Genomic DNA, 21,652 nt, shown 5'->3' on the forward strand with positions numbered 1-21,652 from the left:
TGTCATTCACGTAAGGAGACTCGACATCGTCTTAGGTGCGGTGGATGTTGTGGACGACGGGCGTTTTTGCAGGTCAGTAGGTCTGGCGTTGTCCACGCCGGCTGTGGGCGAAGGGGGGCGTGCGCCGAATCCTCGGTGGAGGGCGAAGCGTCGTCCTTCGTCGTCCACAGTCCTTCCCACGACGACCCGGGCTTGATCCACAGAGTTGTCCCCAGCCTGTGTGGACCGGGTTCGGAGGTGCGCTGGGCCGGATTGAACGGCGCGATGGAACGGATCGTGGGCAGTAGACGTGGGGACGCGGGCCGTCATGGCCGGGCCTGTTGCTTGATCCGGTTGGTCAGTTCGGTGACCTGGTTGTAGACGCTGCGGCGCTCCGCCATGAGCTGGCGGATCTTGCGGTCCGCGTGCATCACCGTCGTGTGGTCGCGGCCGCCGAACTGCTGGCCGATCTTGGGGAGAGAGAGGTCGGTCAGCTCGCGGCAGAGGTACATCGCGATCTGCCGGGCGGTGACGAGGACGCGGCTCCGGCTCGACCCGCAGAGGTCGTCGAGCGACAGCCCGAAGTACGACGAGGTCTGGGCCATGATCTGTCCGGCGGTGATCTCCGGCTCGCCACCGGTCGGGATCAGGTCCTTGAGCACGATCTCGGCCAGGGCGATGTCGACGGCCTGCCGGTTGAGGCTCGCGAACGCCGTGACGCGGATCAGTGCGCCCTCGAGTTCGCGGATGTTGGTCTGGATCTTGCTCGCGATGAACTCCAGCACCTCCGGCGGGGCGGTCAGGCGTTCCTGCGCGGCCTTCTTCCGGAGGATCGCGATCCTCGTCTCGAGGTCGGGCGGCTGGATGTCGGTGATCAGCCCCCACTCGAACCGGTTGCGCAGCCGGTCCTCCAGCGTCTCCAGCCGCTTCGGTGGCCGGTCGGAGGAGATCACGATCTGCTTGTTGGCGTTGTGAAGGGCGTTGAACGTATGGAAGAACTCTTCCTGCGTCCGCTCCTTGTTCTCCAGGAACTGGATGTCGTCGACGAGGAGTACGTCGACATCGCGGTAGCGGCGCTGGAACGTCGCGGCCTTGTCATCGCGGATCGAGTTGATGAAGTCGTTGGTGAACTCCTCGCTCGACACGTACCGGATCCGCGCGTTCGCGTACAGATTGCGTACGTAGTGACCGATCGCGTGCAGCAGGTGGGTCTTGCCGAGCCCTGAGTCGCCGTAGATCAACAGCGGGTTGTACGCCTTGCCCGGCGCCTCGGAGACCGCGACCGCCGCCGCGTGCGCGAAGCGGTTGGACGAGCCGATGACGAACGTGTCGAACATGTACTTCGGGTTCAGCCGCGGCGGCTCGGTGTCGGAGCGCACCGGTTGGCCCGGTGGTGCCGAGGAGAGCGTGAACGCATCGGTGCCCTTGGGCGCGACCGCGAGCCCGGACCGGTGGTGGCTGTCCGCCTCGTCATGATCGGGAAGCGGTGCAGGATCGGCCGATGACGTGGAGTAGGACTGGCGCGACGCATCGTCACTCGAGTCGGCCCTGTCGGTCTCGTCGGCATGGTCGAGGTCGTCGAGTGAGAGGGACGGTTCGACGGTGATGGCGAGGCGGACCGACTCGCCCAGGGCGGAGGACAGTGCGTCCTCGAGCCGGGGGCGCAGCTTGGTCTCGAGCTGAGTGCGGGTGAAGTCGTCGCGGACGGCGACGATGGCCGTGTTGCCGTGCAACGTGACCGGCCTGCACTGTGCCAGCCACACCCGGTGAGTGGCCTGCAGGTCCTGGTCGAGGCTGTCCCGCACCTGTCGCCAGGTGGCGGTCAACGCGTCAGACTCCGCGACCACTGCGCTACTCCCGTTCTACTCAGGCGATGTCCTGACTCCCCGTGCGCCTGCGACGTGGCTCTGCTACGGCGTCCGTGAGCCACGTTGGTGGCTCACGGTGAGCGCCGCGGGGCGGCCGGCTGACGTCCACAGATTGTTCCACAACCTGTGCAAAGAGGTTGTGGATGACACTAGAAGGGCAGGACGGTAACAAGCTCACAAGGTGGCGTTCAAGGCGGGAGCGGGGTCGTACGCTCGAAATCGCCGTGCGGACTGGCGTCCTGTCAGCGTGTCGCGTCGACACGCCACGGCGCCATCCGAATGATGGGCGGTTTTGGTCCACCTGATCTGGTGGGGCAGTTTGACCGGGCGACCGGCCGGCCCGTACCGTAAGTCGGTCACGATGCCGTTCTCTCGGCGATCGCCGTATGCTCACGGACAGTCGCAACACTGCGCCTCAGGCGGAGTCGGTCCAGGGGGCCGACTTGAGGTCGTCGGGTGCAGGACGCGACAACGCAGCCGCGGGTGGACGGTGACGTCGGGGCGTCGGTGCCCGCGTCCTCATGATTCCTGATCGGGAGAATTCCTGTGAAGCGTACGTTCCAGCCCAACAACCGGCGACGTCACAAGACGCACGGCTTTCGCCTCCGCATGCGGACCCGGGCGGGTCGCGCGATCCTTTCCGCCCGGCGGCGCAAGGGGCGCCAGCGCCTCGCGGTCTGAGGCGCCACGCGGTCTCGCCCAGGTCGAGTGCGATGTCGTGGTGCCGGCCATTCACCGGATGCGTCGTTCGGTCGACTTCGCGACGGCGGTTCGTCGTGGCCGGCGCGCGTCCCGGTCGAGGCTGGTCGTCCACCTGGTACTCAGCCGCCGCGACGAACCCGCACGGATCGGGTTCGTCGTGAGTCGCTCCGTGGGCAACGCGGTTGTCCGCAACACGGTGCGCCGGCGGCTGCGTCACCTCATGCGTGAGCGGCTCACCGGCCTCCCCGCCGGAACCTTGCTGGTGGTCCGCGCGTTACCGTCGGCAGCGGAGGCGACGTCGGAGCGGCTGGGTCAGGAGATCGACGCGGCGCTCGAAGAGGCGCTTGCACGGCCGCGATACCTCGCGGTGGAGAGTGCGCGGTGAAAACGATCCTTGTGATGCTGCTGAAGGGCTATCGCCTGGTGGTGAGCCCGTTGTATGGCCAGGTGTGTCGCTACCACCCGTCTTGTTCCGCGTACGCCCTCGAGTCCGTCGAGACCCACGGGGCCGTACGCGGCAGCTGGCTCGCCGCCCGTCGGCTGGTGCGGTGTCACCCATGGACCCCTGGCGGATATGACCCCGTTCCGCCCGCCCGAACGCGCGCCGGTGTGGGCGCGCCAACCCACACCAGAGGTGCATAAAGCGTGGCCTGGTACGACAAGATCCTGTCGCCCCTCTACGACGTCGTGTCGTGGATCATGTGGGCGTTCCACTCTCTCTTCGCCCCGATCCTCGGACCTGACTCGGGCTTCACGTGGGCGCTGTCCATCGTCGGCCTCGTGGTGGTCATCCGGATCGTCCTGATCCCGTTGTTCGTACGGCAGATCCGGGCGAGTCGGAACATGGCCCTGATCCAGCCGAAGGTGAAGGAGCTGCAGAAGAAGTACGGCGGCGACCGGGAGCGGATGGGCCAGGAGCTCATGAAGCTCTACAAGGAGAGCGGGACCAACCCGTTCTCCTCGTGTATGCCGATCCTGTTGCAGTCACCGATCTTCATCGCGCTCTTCCGGGTGCTGGATGGCGCGGCGCACAAGATCGTGCGCGGTCGCGGGTTGAACCAGGAGCTGGTCAACTCGCTGAGCGACGCGACCCTGTTCGGCGCCAAGATCTCGGACAAGTTCATCGGCGCCGACAGCCTGAACGTCCAGATCGTCACGGTCGTCCTGATCCTGCTGATGACGGCGACGACCTTCACGACCCAGCGGCAGTTGATGCGCAAGAACATGCCGCCCGAGGCGTTGACGGGTCAGTTCGCGCAGCAGCAGAAGATCCTTCTGTATGTGCTGCCGGTTGTCTTCGCGGTCGGCGGTGTCAACTTCCCGATCGGTGTCCTCATCTACTGGTTCACGACCAACGTGTGGACGATGGGCCAGCAGTTCTGGGTGATCCGCCGCAACCCCGCACCGGGGAGCCCGGCGTTCGAGGCGTACCAGAAGCGGAAGGGCGGGAAGGGCGCACGGAGTGGCCTGGCCGCATTGATTCCGGGGACGAAGGAGACGCCGAACGGCGCGACGCCGGCTGTCACGGACAACGGTGAGGCGGCGACACCGGCGCCCACCGTCAAGCGAGTGCAGCCGCAGCGGTTGCCGCGGAGCAAGCGTAAGAGCCGTTGAGACTCTCGACCCGGCTGTGTGTCGTCGGGGCGAACGAACCTGGCTGTTGGCGTCCGATCGAGGGCGCGGGGAATGAAGGAGTAGGTCGTGGGTGATCGCGCTACCTCGTTCGTCGAGGACGACAACGACGGCGGTGAAGGCCAGGCGGTCGACGCCGAGGAGGCGGGGGCGGCGGCCCGCCAAGACTCCGCCGACCCGCCGCCGGAGGACGTGGCGCGCCTCGAGCGCGAGGGGGACGTGGCGGCTGACTATCTCGAGGAGTTGCTCGACATCGCCGACGTGGACGGCGACATCGACCTGGACGTCGAAGGAAGTCGAGCGATGGTGGCCGTGGTCGGAGGTGACCTGCAGCACCTGGTGGGTCGGGACGGCGAGGTCCTCGAGGCGCTCCAGGAGCTGACCCGACTGGCCGTTTACAGGGAGACCGGCGAGCGGAGCCGGTTGATGTTGGACGTCGCCGGATACCGGGCACAGCGACGCAGTGACCTCATCGCTCTCACTGAAAAGATCGTGGCTGAGGTCATCGCGAGTGGTGAACCGGCGCGACTGGAGCCCATGACACCGTTCGAACGAAAGATCGTCCACGACACGGTGGCTGCGAAGGGACTGACGAGTGAGTCGGAGGGCGAAGAGCCCGAACGACGGGTGGTCATCCAGCCGGCGTGAGCCTGAGGGTGTTTCACGTGAAACCGGGACGACGGTAGACGTTCCTTCCCCGCCGTTGGTCGCAAGACAGGTCTTCGGTGAACATCTCGAGCGTGTCGAGCGCTACGCCGCACTGCTGGCCAGCGCGGGGGTCGAACGCGGGCTGCTCGGGCCCAGGGAGGTGCCGCGGTTGTGGGACCGGCACCTGTTGAACTGTGGTGTACTCGCTCCGCTCGTCCCCGCGGATGCATCGCTGTGCGACGTCGGTACCGGAGCCGGACTCCCGGGGCTCGTCATCGCACTTGCTCGCCCTGACGTCTCCGTCACCCTTCTCGATCCGTTGTTACGTCGGGCAGACTTCCTTCTCGAAGCCGTCGCTGAACTTGGTGTGGCAAATGCCTGTGTCGTACGCGCGCGCGCCGAGGAACATGAGGGACGCTATGACGTCGTGACCGCGCGCGCCGTGGCGCCGTTGGGCCGGCTTGCTCGTGTCGCGATGCGGCTTTGTCGGCCCGGTGGTTCATTGTGGGCGGTGAAGGGTGAGCGGGCCGAAGAAGAGCTTCGTGAAGCAGCGCCCGAGCTCCCGCGGTGGGGGGTGGCGACCTGGTCGGTCGAGAAGGTCGGTGAAGGCATCGTGTCGCCACCGACGACCATCGTCCGGCTCATCGCACGTTCCGCTGGGGCCAACCGCCGTCGGCGGTAGCAAGTGTCGAAGTGGCCGTCGCCCCCGAGCTTCGGCTTGGTGGGGAGGCTGAGTGTGACGGAGGTTCACGTGACCACTGGACTTGGATGGCCGCTCGACTGGCCGTCGACTACCGAGGAACAGGATGCCGAAGAGACTCGACCTCGTCGTCAGGCCGTGGGTGGACTGGGCTGGCCGGTCGAAGGACCCGCCGGACTCGGTTGGTCGGCGGAGGTCGGCACCGGCGAAGGGTCGGCCAGGTCGACCTCCACTGCGGTAGTGGAGGACGAAGGGCGCGAGGGTGGCACCCCTGGAACGTCGGCGTTGTCCGCGGACCTCGATGCGATTCCACAGGTGTCGTCAACGGTCGAGATGTCCACCGAGGAGCCGGCCGATCTGGGCGCCACCAATGCCGCGGCAGCGACCGTTTCACGTGAAACACCCGAAGATGCCGAACCACCGCCAACGGCCGGACTCCAGTCCAATGTGCCCGTCGTCTTCAGTCCCACCCTTCCCCGCCCGGTGCAGACCCGGGTCTTCGTGGTGGCGAACCAGAAGGGCGGCGTCGGCAAGACCACGACCGCCGTCAATCTCGCAGCCGCCCTGGCTGGTTCCGGTGCACGTGTCCTCGTCGTCGATCTTGACCCCCAGGGCAATGCGTCGACCGCCCTCGGCATCGACCACACCGAAGGTGTACCGAACATCTACGACGTGATCGTCGAGGGTGAACCGATGCGGAACTTCGTCTATCCGGTTCATCGCTTCCCGACGCTGTTCGGTGTCCCTGCCACGATCGACCTCTCCGGTGCCGAGCTCGAACTCGCGAGTGTCGTCGCACGAGAGGCCCGGCTCAAGAAGTTCCTCGATGCGTACCTCGACGAGCAGGCGGCCGCGGGCGAGCGGTACGACTACGTCCTGATCGACTGCCCGCCCTCACTCGGCCTCCTGACCATGAACGCCTTGGTTGCCGGCAGGGAGGTGCTGGTCCCGATCCAGTGCGAGTACTACGCACTCGAAGGCGTCGAGACGCTCTTCCGCATCGTCAACCTCGTCCGCGAGCTCAACCGTTCCCTGCAGGTGACGACAGTCATCCTCACGATGTACGACGCCCGCACGCGGCTCTCGGCCCAGGTGGCGGAGAACGCTCGGGAAAGCCTTGGCCACACAGTGCTCCGCAGCGCGATCCCTCGGTCCGTACGAATCTCGGAGGCGCCGAGCTTCGGGCAGACGGTCATGACATGGGATGCCGGTTCGCCGGGAGCTCTGTCCTATCTCGAGGCGGCGCGCGAGCTCGCGCTCCGCGATCCGGCGGCACCAGCCGCGGCCGGCGCCAACCGTTCGATCGCGGCACCCGACGTCGCTCGGCAGGAAGTACTAGGCTCGGCGACCGCGACTGGAGTCGATCGAGGGGATCTCAGATGACGGTTCGACGTGGCTTGGGGCGTGGACTCGGCGCCCTGATCCAGTCCGCTCCACCCGCCAGCGAGGTGGCCCCGCCGGAGCGCGGCGCCGAACCGGCGCATCGTGCGGCGGTGGATGTCGACCACCCCTCCCCGTCTGCTCCCGACGAGCCGGCACTGGTTCAGGGTGCACACTTCGCCGAACTGCCCATCGACGCGATCTCGCCCAACCCGCGCCAGCCGCGCCAGGTCTTCGACGAGGAGGCGATGGCTGAGCTGGTTCACTCGATCAAGGAGATCGGCCTTCTCCAGCCCGTCGTCGTACGCCGGCTGGGGGATGAGCGCTACGAGCTCGTCATGGGCGAACGGCGCTGGCGCGCCACGCAGCAGGCGGGCCTCGACGTCATCCCGGCGATCGTGCGCGACACCGGCGACGAGAACATGTTGCGTGACGCGCTGCTGGAGAACCTGCACCGCGCGCAGCTCAACCCGCTGGAGGAGGCGGCGGCCTACGGGCAGCTGCTCGACGACTTCGGCTGCACCCACGACGAACTCGCCCAGCGGATCGGACGGTCGCGCCCTCAGATCACGAACACGCTCCGACTGCTCAAGCTGCCACCAGCGGTGCAGCGCCGAGTGGCGGCCGGGATCCTCTCGGCTGGTCACGCGCGAGCGCTGTTGTCCGTCGCCGAAGAGGAGGCGCAGGAGAAGCTTGCGCACCGAGTCGTCGCGGAAGGACTCTCGGTCCGGGCGCTCGAAGAGATCGTCACGGTGAGCGCCGGCGGAAAGGAACGCAAGAGCAAGGCCGCCCGTTCACCGAAGCCGGTCGCCCCTCGGCTCGGCGATCTGGAGGCCCGGCTCACCGACCGTTTCGACACCCGGGTGAAGGTCGATCTGGGTCGTCAGAAGGGCAAGATCACGCTGGAGTTCGCGTCGCTCGAGGACCTCGAGCGGATCGTCGACCTGATGGATCCGCGCGGCGCCTGACGCTAGCCGGAGCCGCCCTGGTCCCCGCCGGACCGCGACCGACCGACCCGGGAGGGTCGACCGGCGTCGGGTGGGCCGATCGTCAGGAACGTCGAATCTCGGACCGCTGGGCGGCGGCCTGGAGCAGGTCGCGGCAGAGCACCCCGAGATCCCGACCGGCCGACTCGATGGCGAGCGGCACGAGTGAGGTCTCGGTCATCCCAGGCGCGACGTTGACCTCGAGGAACCACGGGACCCCCGCGGAGTCCACGATCAGGTCGGTACGCGACAGGTCGCGCAACCCCAGCGCCCGATGCGCGGCGAGCGCGGCTTCCTCGCAGGCGTCGGCCGCCGAATCGGGGAGCCGGGCAGGAGCGACGAACTCCGTCGCGCCGGCGTTGTAGCGCGACGCGTAGTCGTAGATCCCACTGTCGGGAACGATCTCCACACCAGGCAGGGCGCGAGGTCCGTCGCCGACATCGATCACGGCCACGCTGACCTCGGTGCCAGCCACGTGGCGTTCGAGCAGCGCCACCTCGCCGTAGGCGAAGCAGCTCACCATGGCCGCCGGAAGGTCCGCGATCGTGTGGACCACCGTGCAGCCCAGCGCGGATCCGCCGCGGGACGGCTTCACGACCAACGGCAGACCGAGCCGGTCGGCGATGCGTTCGAGGACCGTCTGTGCGCCGAGTTCCCGGAAGGTGTCGTGCGGGAGAACGACCGACGGCGGAGTCCGCACACCGGCGGCGGCCACGATCGTCTTCGCCACCGGCTTCTCGAACGCCGCTCGGCACGCGACCGCCGTGGATCCGACGTACGGCACGTCGAGCAGGTCGAGGACCTCCCGCAACGCACCGTCCTCGCCGGCGGCGCCATGCAGGAGCGGGAAGACCGCCGAAGGTGGATCGTTCTCCAGTGCGGAGATGAGGCCTGCATCGGCGTCGCGTTCCTCGACCTCGACGCCGACCGCCCGCAGCGCCTCACTCACCCGCCGCCCGGACCGCAGGGACACGTCTCTCTCATGGGAGAGTCCGCCGGCCAACACCTGGACCCGTCCGAGATCGCTCATCTGTTGCCCCTTCACTTCCACCCGGGTCGCCGGCCACTCATCGCAGATCTGGCCCGGGAAACTCGACACCTTGACCTCTACCCAGATGAAGCGGTCCGAAGGTCTCCCGAAGTTCCATCTCATGTTCGACGACGGCGGCGAGCCTACGGATCCCTTCCCGGATCCGATCAGGTGGCGGGAAACAATACGACAGGCGCATGCACTGGCTGCCGAACCCGTCGGCGTAGAACGCCGTGCCGGGTACGTAGGCGACGCGAGCGGTTACAGCACGTGGTGACATGGCCTTGGCGTCGATGCCGTCTGGCAGTGTCACCCAGACGAAGAACCCGCCCTTGGGCGTGGTCCACGTCGTCGTGGCCGGCATCAGGTCGGCGAGTGCCTCGAGCATGGCGTCCCGGCGTTCGCGGTACATCTCGCGGAACGCCTTGATCTGGCCGTGCCAGTCATGGTTGGCGAGATAGGTCGACACGGCCATCTGGTTGAACGCCGGCGGGCACAGCGTCGCCGACTCCTGGGCGAGGATCAGCTTGTCCCTGATGGCATGTGGCGCGAGCGCCCACCCCACCCGGAGCCCGGGGGAGAACGTCTTGGAGAACGACCCGAGGTAGACCACACGTCCCGGGTCGTCCGCGCGGAGCGCGCGGTAGGGCTCACCGTCGAACCCGAGCAGGCCGTACGGATCGTCCTCCACCACCAGGACGTCGTACCGGTGGCAGATCTCCAGCACAGCAGCCCGGCGTTCGGCACTGAGGGAGACACCGGCCGGGTTGTGGTAGCTCGGGATCGTGTAGAGGAACTTGGCGCGCCGTCCACTGGCCGCCACGCTGCGGAGAGCGGCGTCGAGGTGCTCGGGGATCAGCCCGTCGTCGTCCATGGCGACGTGAACGACGTCGCATTCGTACGACGCGAACACCCCGAGCGCCCCCACATAGCTGGGCGCCTCGCAGATCACCACGTCGCCCGGATCGCAGAAGATCCGCGTGACCAGGTCGAGTGCCTGCTGGCTCCCAACGGTCACCACCACGTCGTCGGCCGACCCCTCGATGCCGACGAGCCGCATCACGTCGGTGATCTGCTCCCGCAGGGTCTGGTCGCCCTGCGCGGTGCAGTACTGCAGAGCCGTGGTGCCCCGATGCAGGACCAGGTCCCCGATCAGGGAGCTCACGACGTCGAGGGGCAGTCCGGAAATATTGGGCGAACCGCCCGCGAGCGACACCACCTCGGGCCGGTTGGCGACGGAGAAGAGTGCGCGGATCTCGGAGGCGACCATGCCGCGAGCTCGGGATGCGTACCGTGCGACGTCGGCGTCGAAACGCGTCTCACGGTGCAAGGGTTGACGATCCGGGCTCTCCTCCATGGGGATACGGCTCCTCTCCGTTCGAGAGCGGCCCAGCCGTTGTCACCAGGCGGGCCACCCAGCTACTACGATGCCTCATGAGGCGTCCCCTTGGGGAGTGGGTGCTCGCTGGAAGGGTTGTCATGCGGATCGTGTCCTGGATTCTGTGCGGAATAGGTGCCGGCGTTCTGGCCGGCTTTGCCACGGGTCTGCTCCGTCGTCGGCCGAAGCATCCGGAACCTCTCGTGACGAACTATGCGGGTGGATATTTCGCGCCCACGCCGTCTGACGATCACACCGCCGTCCAACCCGGTCAGTAATTATCGGGAATAGCACCCTTTGGCACCACACCACATACCGCGATATGAGTACGATGCGCCGCCTTGCCAACATCACTCTGGACAACCTCGACGATCTGCCGCGGCCATGTCGTCGTTGTGTCTTCTGGGAATTGGACCCGGTGGCGCGCCGTCGGGCCGAGGAGGCCGGTGATCCAGCCCTCGAGAAGGAGGCGTGGATTTCCGCCGTACTCCTCGAATGGGGCTCCTGCGGCAAGGTCTGCTACGTCGACGGGACGCCGGCCGGATTCGTCGTGTACGCACCACCGACGTACGTCCCGCGTTCGGTCGCCTTTCCCACCTCTCCGGTGAGCGGGGACGCCGTTTTGTTGATGACGGCCTACGTCATACCGGAGTTCGCGGGTGCCGGCCTGGGACGCATGCTGGTCCAGGGCCTTGCCAAGGACCTGGTCAAGCGTGGAATCCGCGCGATCGAGGCCTTCGGTGACGCGAAGTGGCGCAAGCCGTCGTGCGTCGTCCCGGCGGACTACCTGCTGTCCGTGGGCTTCAAGACGGTACGCCCGCACCACCGCTATCCCCGGCTCCGGCTCGAACTCCGCAACGCCCTTACCTGGAAGGAAGATGTCGAGGCGGCGTTGGAGAAGCTCCTCGGCTCGATGACACCCGAAGGTGCGTTCCGTCCGGTCCGGAGTTGATGCTCAGCTCTCCGGTGGGGGAGCGTACGCGCGGGGCAGCCGGAACCCTCGCTCTGTCATCACCGACCGCAGCCGGTCGGGGTAGTCGGTGATGATCCCGTCGACACCGTCGTCGATGAGTTTGTTCATGGTCGGTTCGTCGTCGACGGTCCAGGGGATCACCTGGATCCCACGTGCATGGGCGGCCGCGACCATGTCGGCGGTGACGTACGGCTCGTAGCCAGGGTCGGTGACCTTGCCGTTCTGAGGGAAGCCGTGGACCGGCGAGAAGGCGTCCGCACCGAACGACGCGATCGCCGCCAGCGGGTCACCGCCGAAGTCGTCGATGTCGAGACCGCCGAGCCACGGTGACGCTCCGGCCTGCCCGGTCTGCAGGAAGTCCCGGTTGGTCAGGGCGACGATCGGTAGCCGGGGTTCGACCTCACGCATCCGCATGAGGGCGCCCCAGTCGAAGCTCTGGATCGTCACCTGGCCGAGCATTCGGGCCCGCCGGATCTCCTTCACCGCCACCTGGACGAACTGCTCCCGCGGAGCCGTCTCGCTGGGTGCCCCGGCCTCGACCTTGGTCTCGATGTTGAGCGTCACACCGTATGCCCTGTACCGGTGGACGAGCGCGAACACCTCCCGAAGGCGCGGCATGCGCTCGCCGGGGAACGCCTGCTGACCGGGAAACTCCGGCAGCGTCAGCGTCCCGCAGTCGAGCGTCCTGACCTGGGCGAGGGTGAGCGTGTTGATGTACTTGCCGACGTACGGAAACTCCGGGTCGCCCGCCACCACCGGCGCCGTGTCCTGGCACTTGCGGTCGCTGATCCGCCGGTCATGGGTGACGACGGCCTCGCCGTCCTCGGTGATCTGGATGTCGAGCTCGAGGGTGCTGACACCGAGTTCGAGTGCGTGGGCAAACGCGGGAAGGGTGCTCTCGACCACGAGGCCGAGGCCGCCCCGATGCGCCTGCAGGTCGAAGGCCTTGCGCCCGTGCCCGGCGTCGACCTGTGGTGCCGCGGACGCAGGTCCGGCGAGCAGGAGCGATGTGGCGGCGACAGTGACCGCGATGGTGCGCCAAGACTTCATGTCGAGGAACCTCCCGCGAGCGGCGAAACGATGCACGACGACGGGAGAAAGAGATACCGGACGGCGAACGAATTGTCCTACGGAACGGCAAGGCTGGCCAGGTGACCTGGTGAGGGTGCAGGGGTGCGCGGCGGGGGCGTGTCCTCGATCAGCGGATGAGCTGGCCGAGTTGGAGAACCCCGGTCGGTGAGTCCATGTCCGGTGGGAGGTAGACCCGCTGGACGGCGACGACGATGGCCTCGGCGACGACGTCGCGGAATCCCGGATCGGACAACCGGAGTGCGTCGCCTGCGTTGGTGACGTAGCCGAGCTCGATGCGCACGGCCGGCATCTTCGTGTAGCGGAGCAGATCCCAGGTCTTGGCATGCGTACGGCAGTCCCGAAGGTCCGTACGGGCAACCACTTCCCGCTGCACCAGGCCGGCGAACCGCTCGCCGAGCGTCGACCGCATGTCGTCGTCGCCCACCGTGCCGTAGTAGTACGTCGCGACGCCGCCCGCCTCCGGACTGGGGTGCTCGTCGACGTGGAGGGAGACCACCAGGTCGCCGCGGGTCTCGTTGGCGAACCTGGCCCGCTCCGCCTCGTCAGGGCTGGTGTCGCGACCGCGGGTGAGGAAGACCCGTACGCCGGTGGCGGCGAGCCGACCCTCGATCCGGGATGCCAGGTCGAATGCGATCTCCGCTTCGGACAGGCCGTGGGAGAAGCAGCCGCGGTCGACACCGCCGTGGCCCGGGTCGATGACGACGACCTTGCCTGGAAGTTGCGGGCCGGCCCGGTGGATGCGTTCGGACTCGCGCAGGGCGTCGGCGCGTCCGCCGGTCACGATCGGGGAGAGGCGCGCCAGGGCCTTGAACGTCGCGGGGCCGCAGGTGCCGTCGGGCGGCGCCCCAACGCTGCGTTGGAACTCCTTGACGGCACGTTCGGTGGATGGACCGTAGACCCCGTCGACCCGGTCGACGCCGAATCCCAGCTCCAGCAGCCGCTGCTGCAGGGTCGCCACGTCGTCGCCGATCTGCAGGTGCCCGGCCTGGAAGGACATCAACCGGTCACCCAGGCGCCAGCGGGCCTCGTCGAGCACGCGATAGGTCTCGGCATCGACCACCCCGTTGGCGGTGAGGCCGCGCTGCTGCTGGAACTGGCGTACGGCCCGGTCGACGCTCTCGTCGAAGACGGCGGCGCCCGGGTCGAGATCCTGGTCGGGGGTGGCGGCCAGCAGGCCCAGTTGGGTGAGCTTGGAGCGGATCTCAGCCACCGCGGGACCGCGGTTGCCCAGCCCGTATCGATGCTCGGCCATGGGCGCCTCCGAACGACGTCGCGTTGCACGGAGATCCGGTCGTGGTCTTCCGGATCACCCACGCCATGCTAGCTGGGCCACCTCCCCACGCTCGCCCCGCGCCGCCGCGAAGCCCAGAAGACTGTACGGAAATGCCGAGCCCGGGCTCACCCATGCGGGTGGCCCGGGCTCGTCGGCTGGGGTGTGCGGCTGAGCAGCAGGCGGGTTGGTCAGGTGCTGTTGGTGCTCAGGCTGCGACGAGGGTGGCGAGTTCCGCCTTGATCGCCGCCTTTGGCCGAGCGCCTACCAACGACTTCACGACTTCGCCGCCGACATAGACGTTGATCGTCGGAATGCCGGTGACGCGGTACTCCAACGGCGTCTGGGGGTTTTCGTCGACATTCAGCTTGACGAAGGTGATCTTGTCGGCATATTCGGTCGCCAGTTCCTCGAGAACCGGCGCGACCTGCCGGCACGGACCACACCATTCCGCCCAGAAGTCGACGACCACCGGCTTGTCGCTCTGCAAGACAGTGGTGGCGAACTCGAGATCGGTCACGGGCTTGATCGCGCCCACGGGCTTCTCCTCTCCGCTTACGTACTCAGCACAACACCGAGGACGGCCTTCTTCATCCCGCCCCCATGGTGGGCGCTGTGGTCTGCGCGGCGGAGACTTCCGGGACGTCCTCCAGCGCGGCAAGGAACCGCTCGGCATCCAGCGACGCGGCGCAACCCGTACCCGCCGCCGTGATCGCCTGACGGTAGGTGTGGTCGACCAGGTCGCCTGCGGCAAAGACGCCCAGCAGGTTGGTGCGGGTGGTCGGTGCGTCGACCTTGACGTAGCCCTCGTCGTCGAGATCCACCTGGCCGCGTACGAGGTCGCTGCGCGGGTCGTGGCCGATCGCCTCGAAGAGTCCCGTGACCGGGAGGGTGGACTCCTCGCCGGTACGCAGGTTGGTCAGGCGTACGCCCTCGACCTTCTCCTTGCCGAGGACCTCGCTCACGGTGGAGTTCCACACGAACGAAATCTTGTCGTTGGCGAAGGCGCGGTCCTGCATGATCTTGCTGGCGCGCAGCTCGTCGCGCCGGTGGATCACGGTGACGGACTTGGCGAACTTCGTGAGGAACAACGCCTCTTCCATCGCCGAGTCGCCGCCGCCGACCACCGCGATGTCCTGGTCGCGGAAGAAGAACCCGTCGCAGGTCGCACACCACGAGACGCCGTGGCCGGACAGCAGGTCCTCACCGGGGATGTCGAGCTTGCGGTAGCGGGAGCCCATCGCCAGGATGACTGCCCGCGCGCGGTGCTCGGTGCCGGAGCTGTCGACGACCACCTTGATGTCGCCGGTGAGATCGACCCGCTGGACGTCGTCGGGGATGAGCTCCGCGTCGAAACGCTCCGCCTGCTTGCGGAAGGCGTCCATCATGTCGGGTCCCATGATCCCGTCGGGGAAGCCGGGGTAGTTCTCCACGTCGGTCGTGTTCATCAGCGCGCCGCCGGCTTCGACCGAGCCTTCGAAGACGAGGGGGTTGAGCCGGGCACGTCCGGCATAGAGGGCCGCGGTGTAACCGGCCGGGCCGGATCCGATGATGATGACATTGCGGACGTCAGTCACGGACCGATCCTCGCATTCGTCGGGGCAATCTCGAGCGATGTCACTGCGGTAACCGATCCTAGGTGCCCGACATTCCGTGACGGGGAGGGCGCCACGGGTGGCTACGAGGCGGGACCTTGGAGCCCTCGTCAGCGGGGGGCGATGTTCGCGGAACGGACAATGTTGGCGTTCATACCGCAGGCGATGGCGTACGCACGGACGACTCCGGGCTTGCCGGTCTCGGTGAGGGCGAGGGTGACCGGCTTGCCGTCGAGCTGTGCCGGCATCGTGGCGAGGAGCTTGCCGGCGTTCTCGGTCTCGAGCAGCTCCTTGACGCAGCGGTCCGTCCCGCCGCCGGGCGGCGCGATGCGGGGATCGTTGTTGACCTGGAACGACTTGCTCGGCGTGGGCGAGGGCGCCCGCCGACGTTCCAGCAGGCCGTCTATCTGGTCGGCGAAGCTACCGGCGGAGAGTGTCGCCTTTGTCCCCGCCCGGAAACCGACCGTGGTGTCGCCCTTCCGTGCCGGAGTGCTCGACGACGGACCCGGCTCCTGCGCCGTGGGCGTTCCGGCGCCACTGAGGGCGGAGTAGACGGCACCGCCGCCCAAGGCGAGCGCTGCCACACCGGCGGCCGCGGCGAGCGCTGGCACCCAGCGTGGATTCTTTCGTTCGGCTCTGCGGGCTCCAGGACGCGACATGCGCCTGACCCGTCCGAGGCTGGTTCCCGAGGGAGTGGCGGTGTCGGAAACGTAGCCGGGCTCGTAGGCTCCTGAAGCCTCCGCACCCCGTGCGGCGGCCTCGGCGCTGATCACCGCTTCCAGCCGGTCACTGACGACAACGGGCATCGGGGCGGGCCGGGTGCCGGCGTCGTGGAGCAGCAGGCGAAGCTCGCCCAGGCTGTCGGCGACCGCCTGGCAGGATCCGCAGGCCCGCAGGTGAGCATGCACCTGCGCCGCCTCATGATCGGTCAGCAGACCTTCGAGGAAGTCGGCGAGGAGGTCGTTGCGGATATGGGGACCCACCGTCACCTCGCCTCCCCTGCGTGTCGGTCCGTCGTCCGCCGGCGGCGTCCTCCGGGAGCCGTCGGCCAACCCGGATCCGGTAGCTGTCCCGGCCCAGGCACGCCTTGGACGTCAGATGACGCGGTCGGGTTCCCGGAAGAACCCGGATCCTGGTCCCGTTGCCCCCGCCCATCCCGCAGATGGAGGAGAAGGGGGACCAGCCGGGCACGCCCACGGGCGCAGCGGCTCTTGATCGTGCCCGGCGCGCAGTCGAGCATCGAGGCCGCCTCGTCGACGGAGTAGCCCTCCATGTCGACCAACACGATCGCCGCCCGCTGATCGGCGTTCAGGCTGTCGAGAGCGCTCATGATGTCGATCCGGAGCTCCTGCTGTTCGGCGGGATCCGGCGGGCGTACGGCCGCGAGCTCAGCCGCCCGGTCGTCCTCGGGGAGCGGATCCGCGGCGCGGACGGCGCGACGGCGTACCCGGTCGAGGCAGGCGTTGACGACCACCCGGTGCAGCCAGGTCGTGACGGCAGACTCACCCCGGAACTGACCGGCGTTGCGGAATGCCGACACCAGGGCGTCCTGGAGGGCGTCGGCGGCCTCCTCCGGATCGCCGAGGGTTCGCAGCGCCACCGCCCAGAGCCGATCGCGATGCCGGCGGAACAGGTCGGCGAAAGCATCGGGGTCACCGGCAACGTGGCGGGCGATCAGTTCCTTGTCCGTGGGCACGTCGTTGCCCTCGAGGAGACGGCTCGGGGTGCTCGAGGTCATCGGCGGACGACGATCTCCGCAATGCCGCCGCGATATTCCCCGCCGTCGGGCGGGAGCCGTGTCATCCAGACGAGTACGTACCGCGTGCTGACCTCGTTCTTGGGCTTCAACGTGACCTGGCGGTCGGCACCTTTGGTCGACGCCACGGGGTCCCATCCGTCCACGGTCGCGGGCGGGCCGCTGGCGTCCTTGGGCGCAGCCAGGAGTTGGAGGTCGGTGCCGCCGGGAACGAGGGTGAGGCGTATGGAGGCGAGATCCTGGGCCTTGCCGAGGTCGAACCAGATGCCGACGCCGGGCTTGTACGTGGTGAGAGGGTCGTCGAAGTAGGACATCGTGGTCCACGAGGTTCCCGGGTCGCCGTCATAGGCGTTGGAGATCTCCTCGGGATGCTCCTCGCCGTTGCCGCCAGGCGGCGGGTCGAAGTCCTTCGCGGCAACGACCTGAATCTTGACGTTGGCGGGCGACTTGGCATCGGACGGCGTCGAACCAGGCGTCGACGTCGGGCCTGGGTCGCTGGGACCGAACGCCTGGCTCATCAGCTGCCAGCCGAGCAGCCCCGTGCCGGCGAGCAGGACGATCCCGACGAAGACGCCGGCGAGGCGCCGCCAGCGCGGGTTGACCGGGCGTGGGGCGGGTGCGTAACCGTGATGTTGGCGGATGGGCGCGTAGGCGCCCGAAGGCCGGTACGCGGTGTGGGCGTCGTCGTCTCGACGACCGCCGTATCCAGCGGGACCGCCGTAGCCCGCTGGGCCGCCGCGGTCGGCAGGCAAAGCGCCTGTGCTCTCGCCGCCCTCCATCGCCACGGCACCGTTGGGGACGCCTGGATCGAGGTCGACCGGTCGCCCACCCACCTGGGTCGGCTCGTCGGCGTAGCGGGACCGCCGCGGCTCCATCGCTCCACCGAGTGCATCGGCACCCGACGCCCCGGCAGGAGGTAGCAGTCCTTCGATCGGAGTCACGCCGACGACCTCGGTCAGGGCGGTGGCGATCTCCCGCGCCGTCTGCAACGGCGAGCCACTGCGTGGATGCTCGACGAGGATGCGTTCGGTGATCTCATCCAGTGGACGGGGGACGCCGGCCCGGCACTGCCGTGGCGACAGGAGCGAGCCGTCGGCCGCCCTCGGCGCCGCACTGAGCCCGGACCGTGGACCGGTCGGCCAGCGGGCGGTGAGGCCGGCGTAGAGAAGCCGACCGAGGCCGAGGGAGTCGAGCCGGCCCGGCTCATCCTCTCCGCCGCCGCCGCCACCGTTGGAGGTGAGGGCCGCCTGTGTCGCAAGACCCACGATCTTGAGCGAACCGGAGTCGGTGACGACGATGCTGTCCGGGTCGAGGCGTTCGTGAGTCAGGCCCTGGTCATGGGCCCGCGCCATCGCCTCCGCGACCTCGCGGACCAGCAGCCCGGCCTGGTGGGGCGGCAGTGGGCCGTCCGCCAGGACGGTGCCGAGACTGCGACCGGCCACCCACTCGCGGACGACGTAGGCGACGCCATCGTCACGGAGCGCGTCGAGGACTCGGAGGAACCGGACGTCCGAAGCCGTGGCGGCCTTGCGGGACGCGTCGAGCAGCTGGTCGGCACGGGGGTCGTCGGCAGCCAGCACATGCAGCACTACCGAACGTGAGAGGACTTCGTCGACCGCGCGCCAGGTCTGGGCCACGCCGCCATCACCCGGGGTCTCCGCGAGAAGCTCGGCGACCCGGTAGCGGCCAGCGAGCGTCACGCCCGGGTCGACATCAGTGGGATGCACGGCCCTCCTGCCCGCCGGGGGACGACGCTGCGCCCCAGTTTGGTTGGCTTGCGCCTACATGCTAATGCCAGCGCCGTCCTTGTGCTGGAACGGCAACTTCCACCTCTCCGGCACCTTCGCGGCGGTCGGACCCCGCCTACGAAAGACGTGTCGGAGCAGATTCTGACAGGGCCCCGGCTGGTGACCGCTGCGCCCGCCGGGACCGCTGCGCCCGCCGGGGACGGCCGCCGGCTCAGGCAGAGCCACGGCCGAGGCGACCACGGACCAGCGCGACGAGTTCGGCGATCTCACGGACCCGGAACACCTGTGCCAGCAGAAGATAGCCCCCTGCCAGGACGGTGCCACCGGCCAGCACCGCAGTCGCCGCCCCGATCGCGCCACCGTCCAGGGCGCCTGACACCAGCCGGCCCACACCGTACGCCCCCAGCCCCGAGAGCAGTGCCGCGGCACCCGCCCGGGCGTACGTACTCAGCAGGCGACGGCCGTCAGCCCCGCCGATCCGCCGCCGGAGAACCGCGATACTGGCGAAGAAGCCGAGCCAGTAGCCGACGCCGTACGACACGGCGATGCCGACCGTCTTCCACTGCACTGGAAGGACGGCGTACGCGGTGATCGCACACGCCGCGCTCGCCGCCACCACGAGGATCTGGATGAAGACCGGCGTCCGGGTGTCCTCGTACGCATAGAAGCCACGCAGCATGATGTGCTGGCTGGAGAAGCCGATCAGGCCGAGCGCGAAGCCCATGAGGACGTACCCCATGAACCGTGCACTCGCCTCGTCGACCTGGCCGTGCATGAACAGGGCCACCGTCATGTCAGGACCGAGCGCGAGGAACGCGACCGCCGCCGGGATGATGGCGACGGCCGTGAGCCGCAGCCCGTGGGAGAGGTCCGAACGCACCTGCGCCGGATCGTTCTCGGCGGCCGCCAGGCTCATCCGGGGAAGCAGGGCCGCCACGATCGACACGGTGATCACGGCGTGCGGCAGCATCAGGATGAGGTACGCGTTGAGGTACGGCGTCAGGCCGTAGCCCTGCTCGGCGCCGTAAACGGTCAGCGCTTCGGCACCGACGCCGGTCGTGAGTCGCGTCGCGGTGACGAACCACAGCTGGTTGATGAGGACGTACCCGATCGTCCAGGCGGCGAGCTTGCCCGACCTGCCGACGCCGCCGCCACGGAAGTCGAAGCGAGGACGGAGCCGGAACCCGGCCTTCCTGAGGACGGGAACGAGACACAGCGCCTGCAGCGCGATCCCCAGTGTCGAACCGAGGCCGAGCAACGCGATGTCGCCGCCGTCGATCGACTGCGGCGAGTCGGCGTCGGAGACGACGATGAATGTGCCGAAGACCGCGATCGCGATCAGGTTGTTGAGGATCGGCGACCACATCATCGGGCCGAATCGTCCACGGGCGTTGAGGATCTGGCCGAAAATGATGTAGAGGCCGTAGAAGAAGATCTGCGGCAGGCAGTACCACGCGAAGGTGACGGCGAGGGTGAAGTACGGCCGGTTGGCCTGCTCCAGCAGGTCGTCGCTCGCGTAGACGCTGACAAGTGCGGGCGCGAAGAGCACCGCCACCACGCTCATGCCGGCGAGCACGATCGCGGTGAGAGTGAGCAGCCGCTGACCGAACGCCTGGCCGCCGTCCGGGTCGTTCTTCATCGCGCGGACCAACTGGGGTACGAAGACCGCGTTGAGCGCGCCGCCCGCGACCAGGATGTAGAGCGAGTTGGGCAGGGCGTTCGCGAGGTTGAACGTGTCGGCGAACAGCGCGGTGCCGAGCGCCCAGACCAGGACCAGGCTGCGGACGAAACCGGTCAGCCGGGAGACGATGGTGCCGAGTGCCATGACGGCGCTGGCGCGAAGCAGACTCGACTGGCGGGCCGGCGCGTCCGCCGGGGCCACAGTTTCCTCGCTCACCGCGGCGCTCTCGTCCTGTCGTGGTCGGGGTCGGTGCCGTTGGACTCCGAGCCCGCGCGCACGCCGTGGTGGGCGGCCGGGTCACGGTCGTCGTCGGCACCACGGCTCGCGTCGAGGCCAGTGCCAGTGCCTGTGTCGATGCCGTTGTCGGCGCCAGTGCCGGCGTCGGCGAGGTGCTCCGCTCCGGTGCTGTGCTCCGCTCCGGTGGTGTGGTTCCGGTCCTGGTGTGCCGCGTTCAGCCTGATCTGGCCGTTCGACGCGCCGTCGGGAAGCTCGAGGTCCGGCAATGACGCAACGCCCTGCGGGGCGGGGGGCGGCTGCTCCGTCCCTTCCTCGTCCCCGTTCTCGCCGACCTCGCCTCGACCCTCGCCTGGACCCTCGTCGGCATCGTGTCGGCGGGTGACCACCGCGCGGACCCGGCGGAAGATCCGGGTACTCGCGCCGAGCAGCAGCAGTCCGAGGCCCGCGCAGATGATCACCCAGCCGACCTGGCCGTAACCCCGGATGTTGACCGGGAACGATTCGGTGGCCCCGAACTCCGTTCCTGCCGTCGTGGTCAGACCCACCTGCATCAGGACCGACCGCGCGCCGCCGGAGGTCTCGGCGTCGACGCGGACGGTGACTTTGCGGTTCGGGTCGACGCGTACCGGCTCGATCGGGGCGACCTTGAGCCGGTCAGGGCTGGTGGACCGGACGTCGAGCTGGACCTGGACCGGGCTGTCGCCCTTGTTCTCGATGGTGACCGGGAACCGGCCGGTACGACTGGACAAGGTCACCAGAGGTGGTGGGATCACCGACACGTCGGTGATCGTTTCCCGTAGGTCGGCGTCGATCGCGTCGATCAGCTCGGCGGCCTGCTCTGGCTCCTGCCGCCAGGCCATCGAGGTGCCGCGCAGGAACGCGAGGTCGACGCGCGCGCGGGACTCCTTGGGATCGGCGAGGAGGTCGAGGACGGTCTCGGTGGTCGCCGGAACATAGACAACGGGGGGGCGGGCGGGGGGGGCGGGGGGGGGGGGCG

Annotated in this window: 21 protein-coding genes; 9 read left to right on the top strand and 12 right to left on the bottom strand. The window is 68.3% G+C overall.

Going from position 1 to position 21,652, the window contains the following annotated elements; all coding sequences use genetic code 11:
* Positions 1 to 305 precede the first annotated feature (305 nt).
* Positions 306 to 1,826: a chromosomal replication initiator protein DnaA gene (dnaA, locus tag ABN028_RS29760; RefSeq protein WP_502879223.1), complete on the bottom strand. Its 1,521-nt coding sequence runs from the start codon at positions 1,824 to 1,826 to the stop codon at positions 306 to 308.
* 567 nt (positions 1,827 to 2,393) lie between these two features.
* On the opposite strand from dnaA, the gene rpmH reads away from it, so the two are divergent.
* The 8 genes from rpmH to ABN028_RS29800 all read left to right on the top strand — a co-directional run bounded on the left by rpmH (position 2,394) and on the right by ABN028_RS29800 (position 7,877).
* Positions 2,394 to 2,528 (top strand): 50S ribosomal protein L34, encoded by a 135-nt coding sequence (gene rpmH / locus ABN028_RS29765; protein ID WP_092883951.1) that lies wholly within the window; start codon positions 2,394 to 2,396, stop codon positions 2,526 to 2,528.
* 37 nt (positions 2,529 to 2,565) lie between these two features.
* Positions 2,566 to 2,934, top strand: a complete 369-nt coding sequence (gene rnpA, locus ABN028_RS29770) for a ribonuclease P protein component (protein ID WP_349698899.1) — start codon at positions 2,566 to 2,568, stop codon at positions 2,932 to 2,934.
* An 11-nt stretch (positions 2,935 to 2,945) separates the two neighbouring features.
* Positions 2,946 to 3,191 (top strand): membrane protein insertion efficiency factor YidD, encoded by a 246-nt coding sequence (gene yidD, locus ABN028_RS29775; protein ID WP_502877621.1) that lies wholly within the window; start codon positions 2,946 to 2,948, stop codon positions 3,189 to 3,191.
* Between the two features lie 3 nt (positions 3,192 to 3,194).
* The gene (gene yidC / locus ABN028_RS29780; protein WP_349698900.1) at positions 3,195 to 4,163 is read left to right on the top strand and encodes a membrane protein insertase YidC; all 969 of its coding nucleotides are present in this window, start codon (positions 3,195 to 3,197) and stop codon (positions 4,161 to 4,163) included.
* Between the two features lie 87 nt (positions 4,164 to 4,250).
* Positions 4,251 to 4,829, top strand: coding sequence for a Jag family protein (locus tag ABN028_RS29785; RefSeq protein WP_502879224.1), 579 nt, complete (start codon positions 4,251 to 4,253; stop codon positions 4,827 to 4,829).
* Positions 4,830 to 4,884: 55 nt separating this feature from the next.
* Positions 4,885 to 5,511, top strand: a complete 627-nt coding sequence (rsmG, locus tag ABN028_RS29790) for a 16S rRNA (guanine(527)-N(7))-methyltransferase RsmG (RefSeq protein WP_349698901.1) — start codon at positions 4,885 to 4,887, stop codon at positions 5,509 to 5,511.
* A 69-nt stretch (positions 5,512 to 5,580) separates the two neighbouring features.
* Positions 5,581 to 6,912 (top strand): ParA family protein, encoded by a 1,332-nt coding sequence (locus ABN028_RS29795; RefSeq protein ID WP_349698902.1) that lies wholly within the window; start codon positions 5,581 to 5,583, stop codon positions 6,910 to 6,912.
* Positions 6,909 to 7,877, top strand: a complete 969-nt coding sequence (locus ABN028_RS29800) for a ParB/RepB/Spo0J family partition protein (protein ID WP_349330348.1) — start codon at positions 6,909 to 6,911, stop codon at positions 7,875 to 7,877. The genes ABN028_RS29795 and ABN028_RS29800 overlap by 4 nt, the downstream gene beginning before the upstream one ends.
* Before the next feature lie 82 nt (positions 7,878 to 7,959).
* Here the strand turns inward: ABN028_RS29800 and ABN028_RS29805 are convergent, their stop codons facing one another.
* A complete protein-coding gene (locus ABN028_RS29805) occupies positions 7,960 to 8,925 on the bottom strand; it encodes a D-alanine--D-alanine ligase family protein (protein ID WP_349330349.1) in 966 nt (321 codons plus the stop codon).
* 37 nt (positions 8,926 to 8,962) lie between these two features.
* A complete protein-coding gene (locus ABN028_RS29810; protein ID WP_349330350.1) occupies positions 8,963 to 10,282 on the bottom strand; it encodes an aminotransferase-like domain-containing protein in 1,320 nt (439 codons plus the stop codon).
* 343 nt (positions 10,283 to 10,625) lie between these two features.
* Between ABN028_RS29810 and ABN028_RS29815 the strand changes: the two genes are divergently transcribed.
* Positions 10,626 to 11,255, top strand: coding sequence for a GNAT family N-acetyltransferase (locus ABN028_RS29815; protein ID WP_349330351.1), 630 nt, complete (start codon positions 10,626 to 10,628; stop codon positions 11,253 to 11,255).
* 3 nt (positions 11,256 to 11,258) lie between these two features.
* On the opposite strand, the gene ABN028_RS29820 is transcribed toward ABN028_RS29815, so the two are convergent.
* From ABN028_RS29820 to ABN028_RS29860, 9 genes are all read right to left on the bottom strand, one after another.
* The gene (locus tag ABN028_RS29820; protein ID WP_349698903.1) at positions 11,259 to 12,326 is read right to left on the bottom strand and encodes a glycerophosphodiester phosphodiesterase family protein; all 1,068 of its coding nucleotides are present in this window, start codon (positions 12,324 to 12,326) and stop codon (positions 11,259 to 11,261) included.
* Between the two features lie 148 nt (positions 12,327 to 12,474).
* Positions 12,475 to 13,620, bottom strand: a complete 1,146-nt coding sequence (locus ABN028_RS29825) for an N-acetylmuramoyl-L-alanine amidase (protein ID WP_349698904.1) — start codon at positions 13,618 to 13,620, stop codon at positions 12,475 to 12,477.
* A gap of 226 nt (positions 13,621 to 13,846) precedes the next feature.
* The gene (gene trxA, locus ABN028_RS29830) at positions 13,847 to 14,176 is read right to left on the bottom strand and encodes a thioredoxin (protein WP_349330354.1); all 330 of its coding nucleotides are present in this window, start codon (positions 14,174 to 14,176) and stop codon (positions 13,847 to 13,849) included.
* 52 nt (positions 14,177 to 14,228) lie between these two features.
* The gene (gene trxB / locus ABN028_RS29835; RefSeq protein WP_349330355.1) at positions 14,229 to 15,215 is read right to left on the bottom strand and encodes a thioredoxin-disulfide reductase; all 987 of its coding nucleotides are present in this window, start codon (positions 15,213 to 15,215) and stop codon (positions 14,229 to 14,231) included.
* 128 nt (positions 15,216 to 15,343) lie between these two features.
* On the bottom strand, positions 15,344 to 16,222 hold the full coding sequence (locus tag ABN028_RS29840; RefSeq protein WP_349330356.1) for an anti-sigma factor family protein: 879 nt from the start codon (positions 16,220 to 16,222) through the stop codon (positions 15,344 to 15,346).
* Positions 16,219 to 16,971, bottom strand: a complete 753-nt coding sequence (sigM, locus tag ABN028_RS29845) for an RNA polymerase sigma factor SigM (RefSeq protein WP_349330357.1) — start codon at positions 16,969 to 16,971, stop codon at positions 16,219 to 16,221. The genes ABN028_RS29840 and sigM overlap by 4 nt, the downstream gene beginning before the upstream one ends.
* Positions 16,968 to 18,716: a protein kinase family protein gene (locus ABN028_RS29850; protein WP_349698905.1), complete on the bottom strand. Its 1,749-nt coding sequence runs from the start codon at positions 18,714 to 18,716 to the stop codon at positions 16,968 to 16,970. Before ABN028_RS29850 ends, sigM begins: the two co-directional genes overlap by 4 nt.
* Before the next feature lie 232 nt (positions 18,717 to 18,948).
* Positions 18,949 to 20,634: a murein biosynthesis integral membrane protein MurJ gene (gene murJ / locus ABN028_RS29855; RefSeq protein WP_349698906.1), complete on the bottom strand. Its 1,686-nt coding sequence runs from the start codon at positions 20,632 to 20,634 to the stop codon at positions 18,949 to 18,951.
* Positions 20,631 to 21,652, bottom strand: a 1,022-nt coding sequence (locus ABN028_RS29860) for a DUF6049 family protein (RefSeq protein WP_349698907.1), incomplete at its 5' end; no start/stop codon positions are given. The genes ABN028_RS29860 and murJ, both read right to left, overlap by 4 nt.

The organism is Actinopolymorpha sp. B17G11 (genome assembly GCF_040196095.1).
Classification (GTDB): Bacteria; Actinomycetota; Actinomycetes; order Propionibacteriales; family Actinopolymorphaceae; genus Thermasporomyces.

Bases quoted from the DNA above. Each gene is read 5' to 3' on its own strand.
- ABN028_RS29800 (WP_349330348.1), top strand. From the start codon at position 6,909: ATGACGGTTCGACGTGGCTTGGGGCGTGGACTCGGCGCCCTGATCCAG.
- ABN028_RS29805 (WP_349330349.1), bottom strand. From the start codon at position 8,925: ATGAGCGATCTCGGACGGGTCCAGGTGTTGGCCGGCGGACTCTCCCAT.
- sigM (WP_349330357.1), bottom strand. From the start codon at position 16,971: ATGACCTCGAGCACCCCGAGCCGTCTCCTCGAGGGCAACGACGTGCCC.
- ABN028_RS29820 (WP_349698903.1), bottom strand. From the start codon at position 12,326: ATGAAGTCTTGGCGCACCATCGCGGTCACTGTCGCCGCCACATCGCTC.
- ABN028_RS29810 (WP_349330350.1), bottom strand. From the start codon at position 10,282: ATGGAGGAGAGCCCGGATCGTCAACCCTTGCACCGTGAGACGCGTTTC.
- ABN028_RS29825 (WP_349698904.1), bottom strand. From the start codon at position 13,620: ATGGCCGAGCATCGATACGGGCTGGGCAACCGCGGTCCCGCGGTGGCT.
- ABN028_RS29815 (WP_349330351.1), top strand. From the start codon at position 10,626: ATGAGTACGATGCGCCGCCTTGCCAACATCACTCTGGACAACCTCGAC.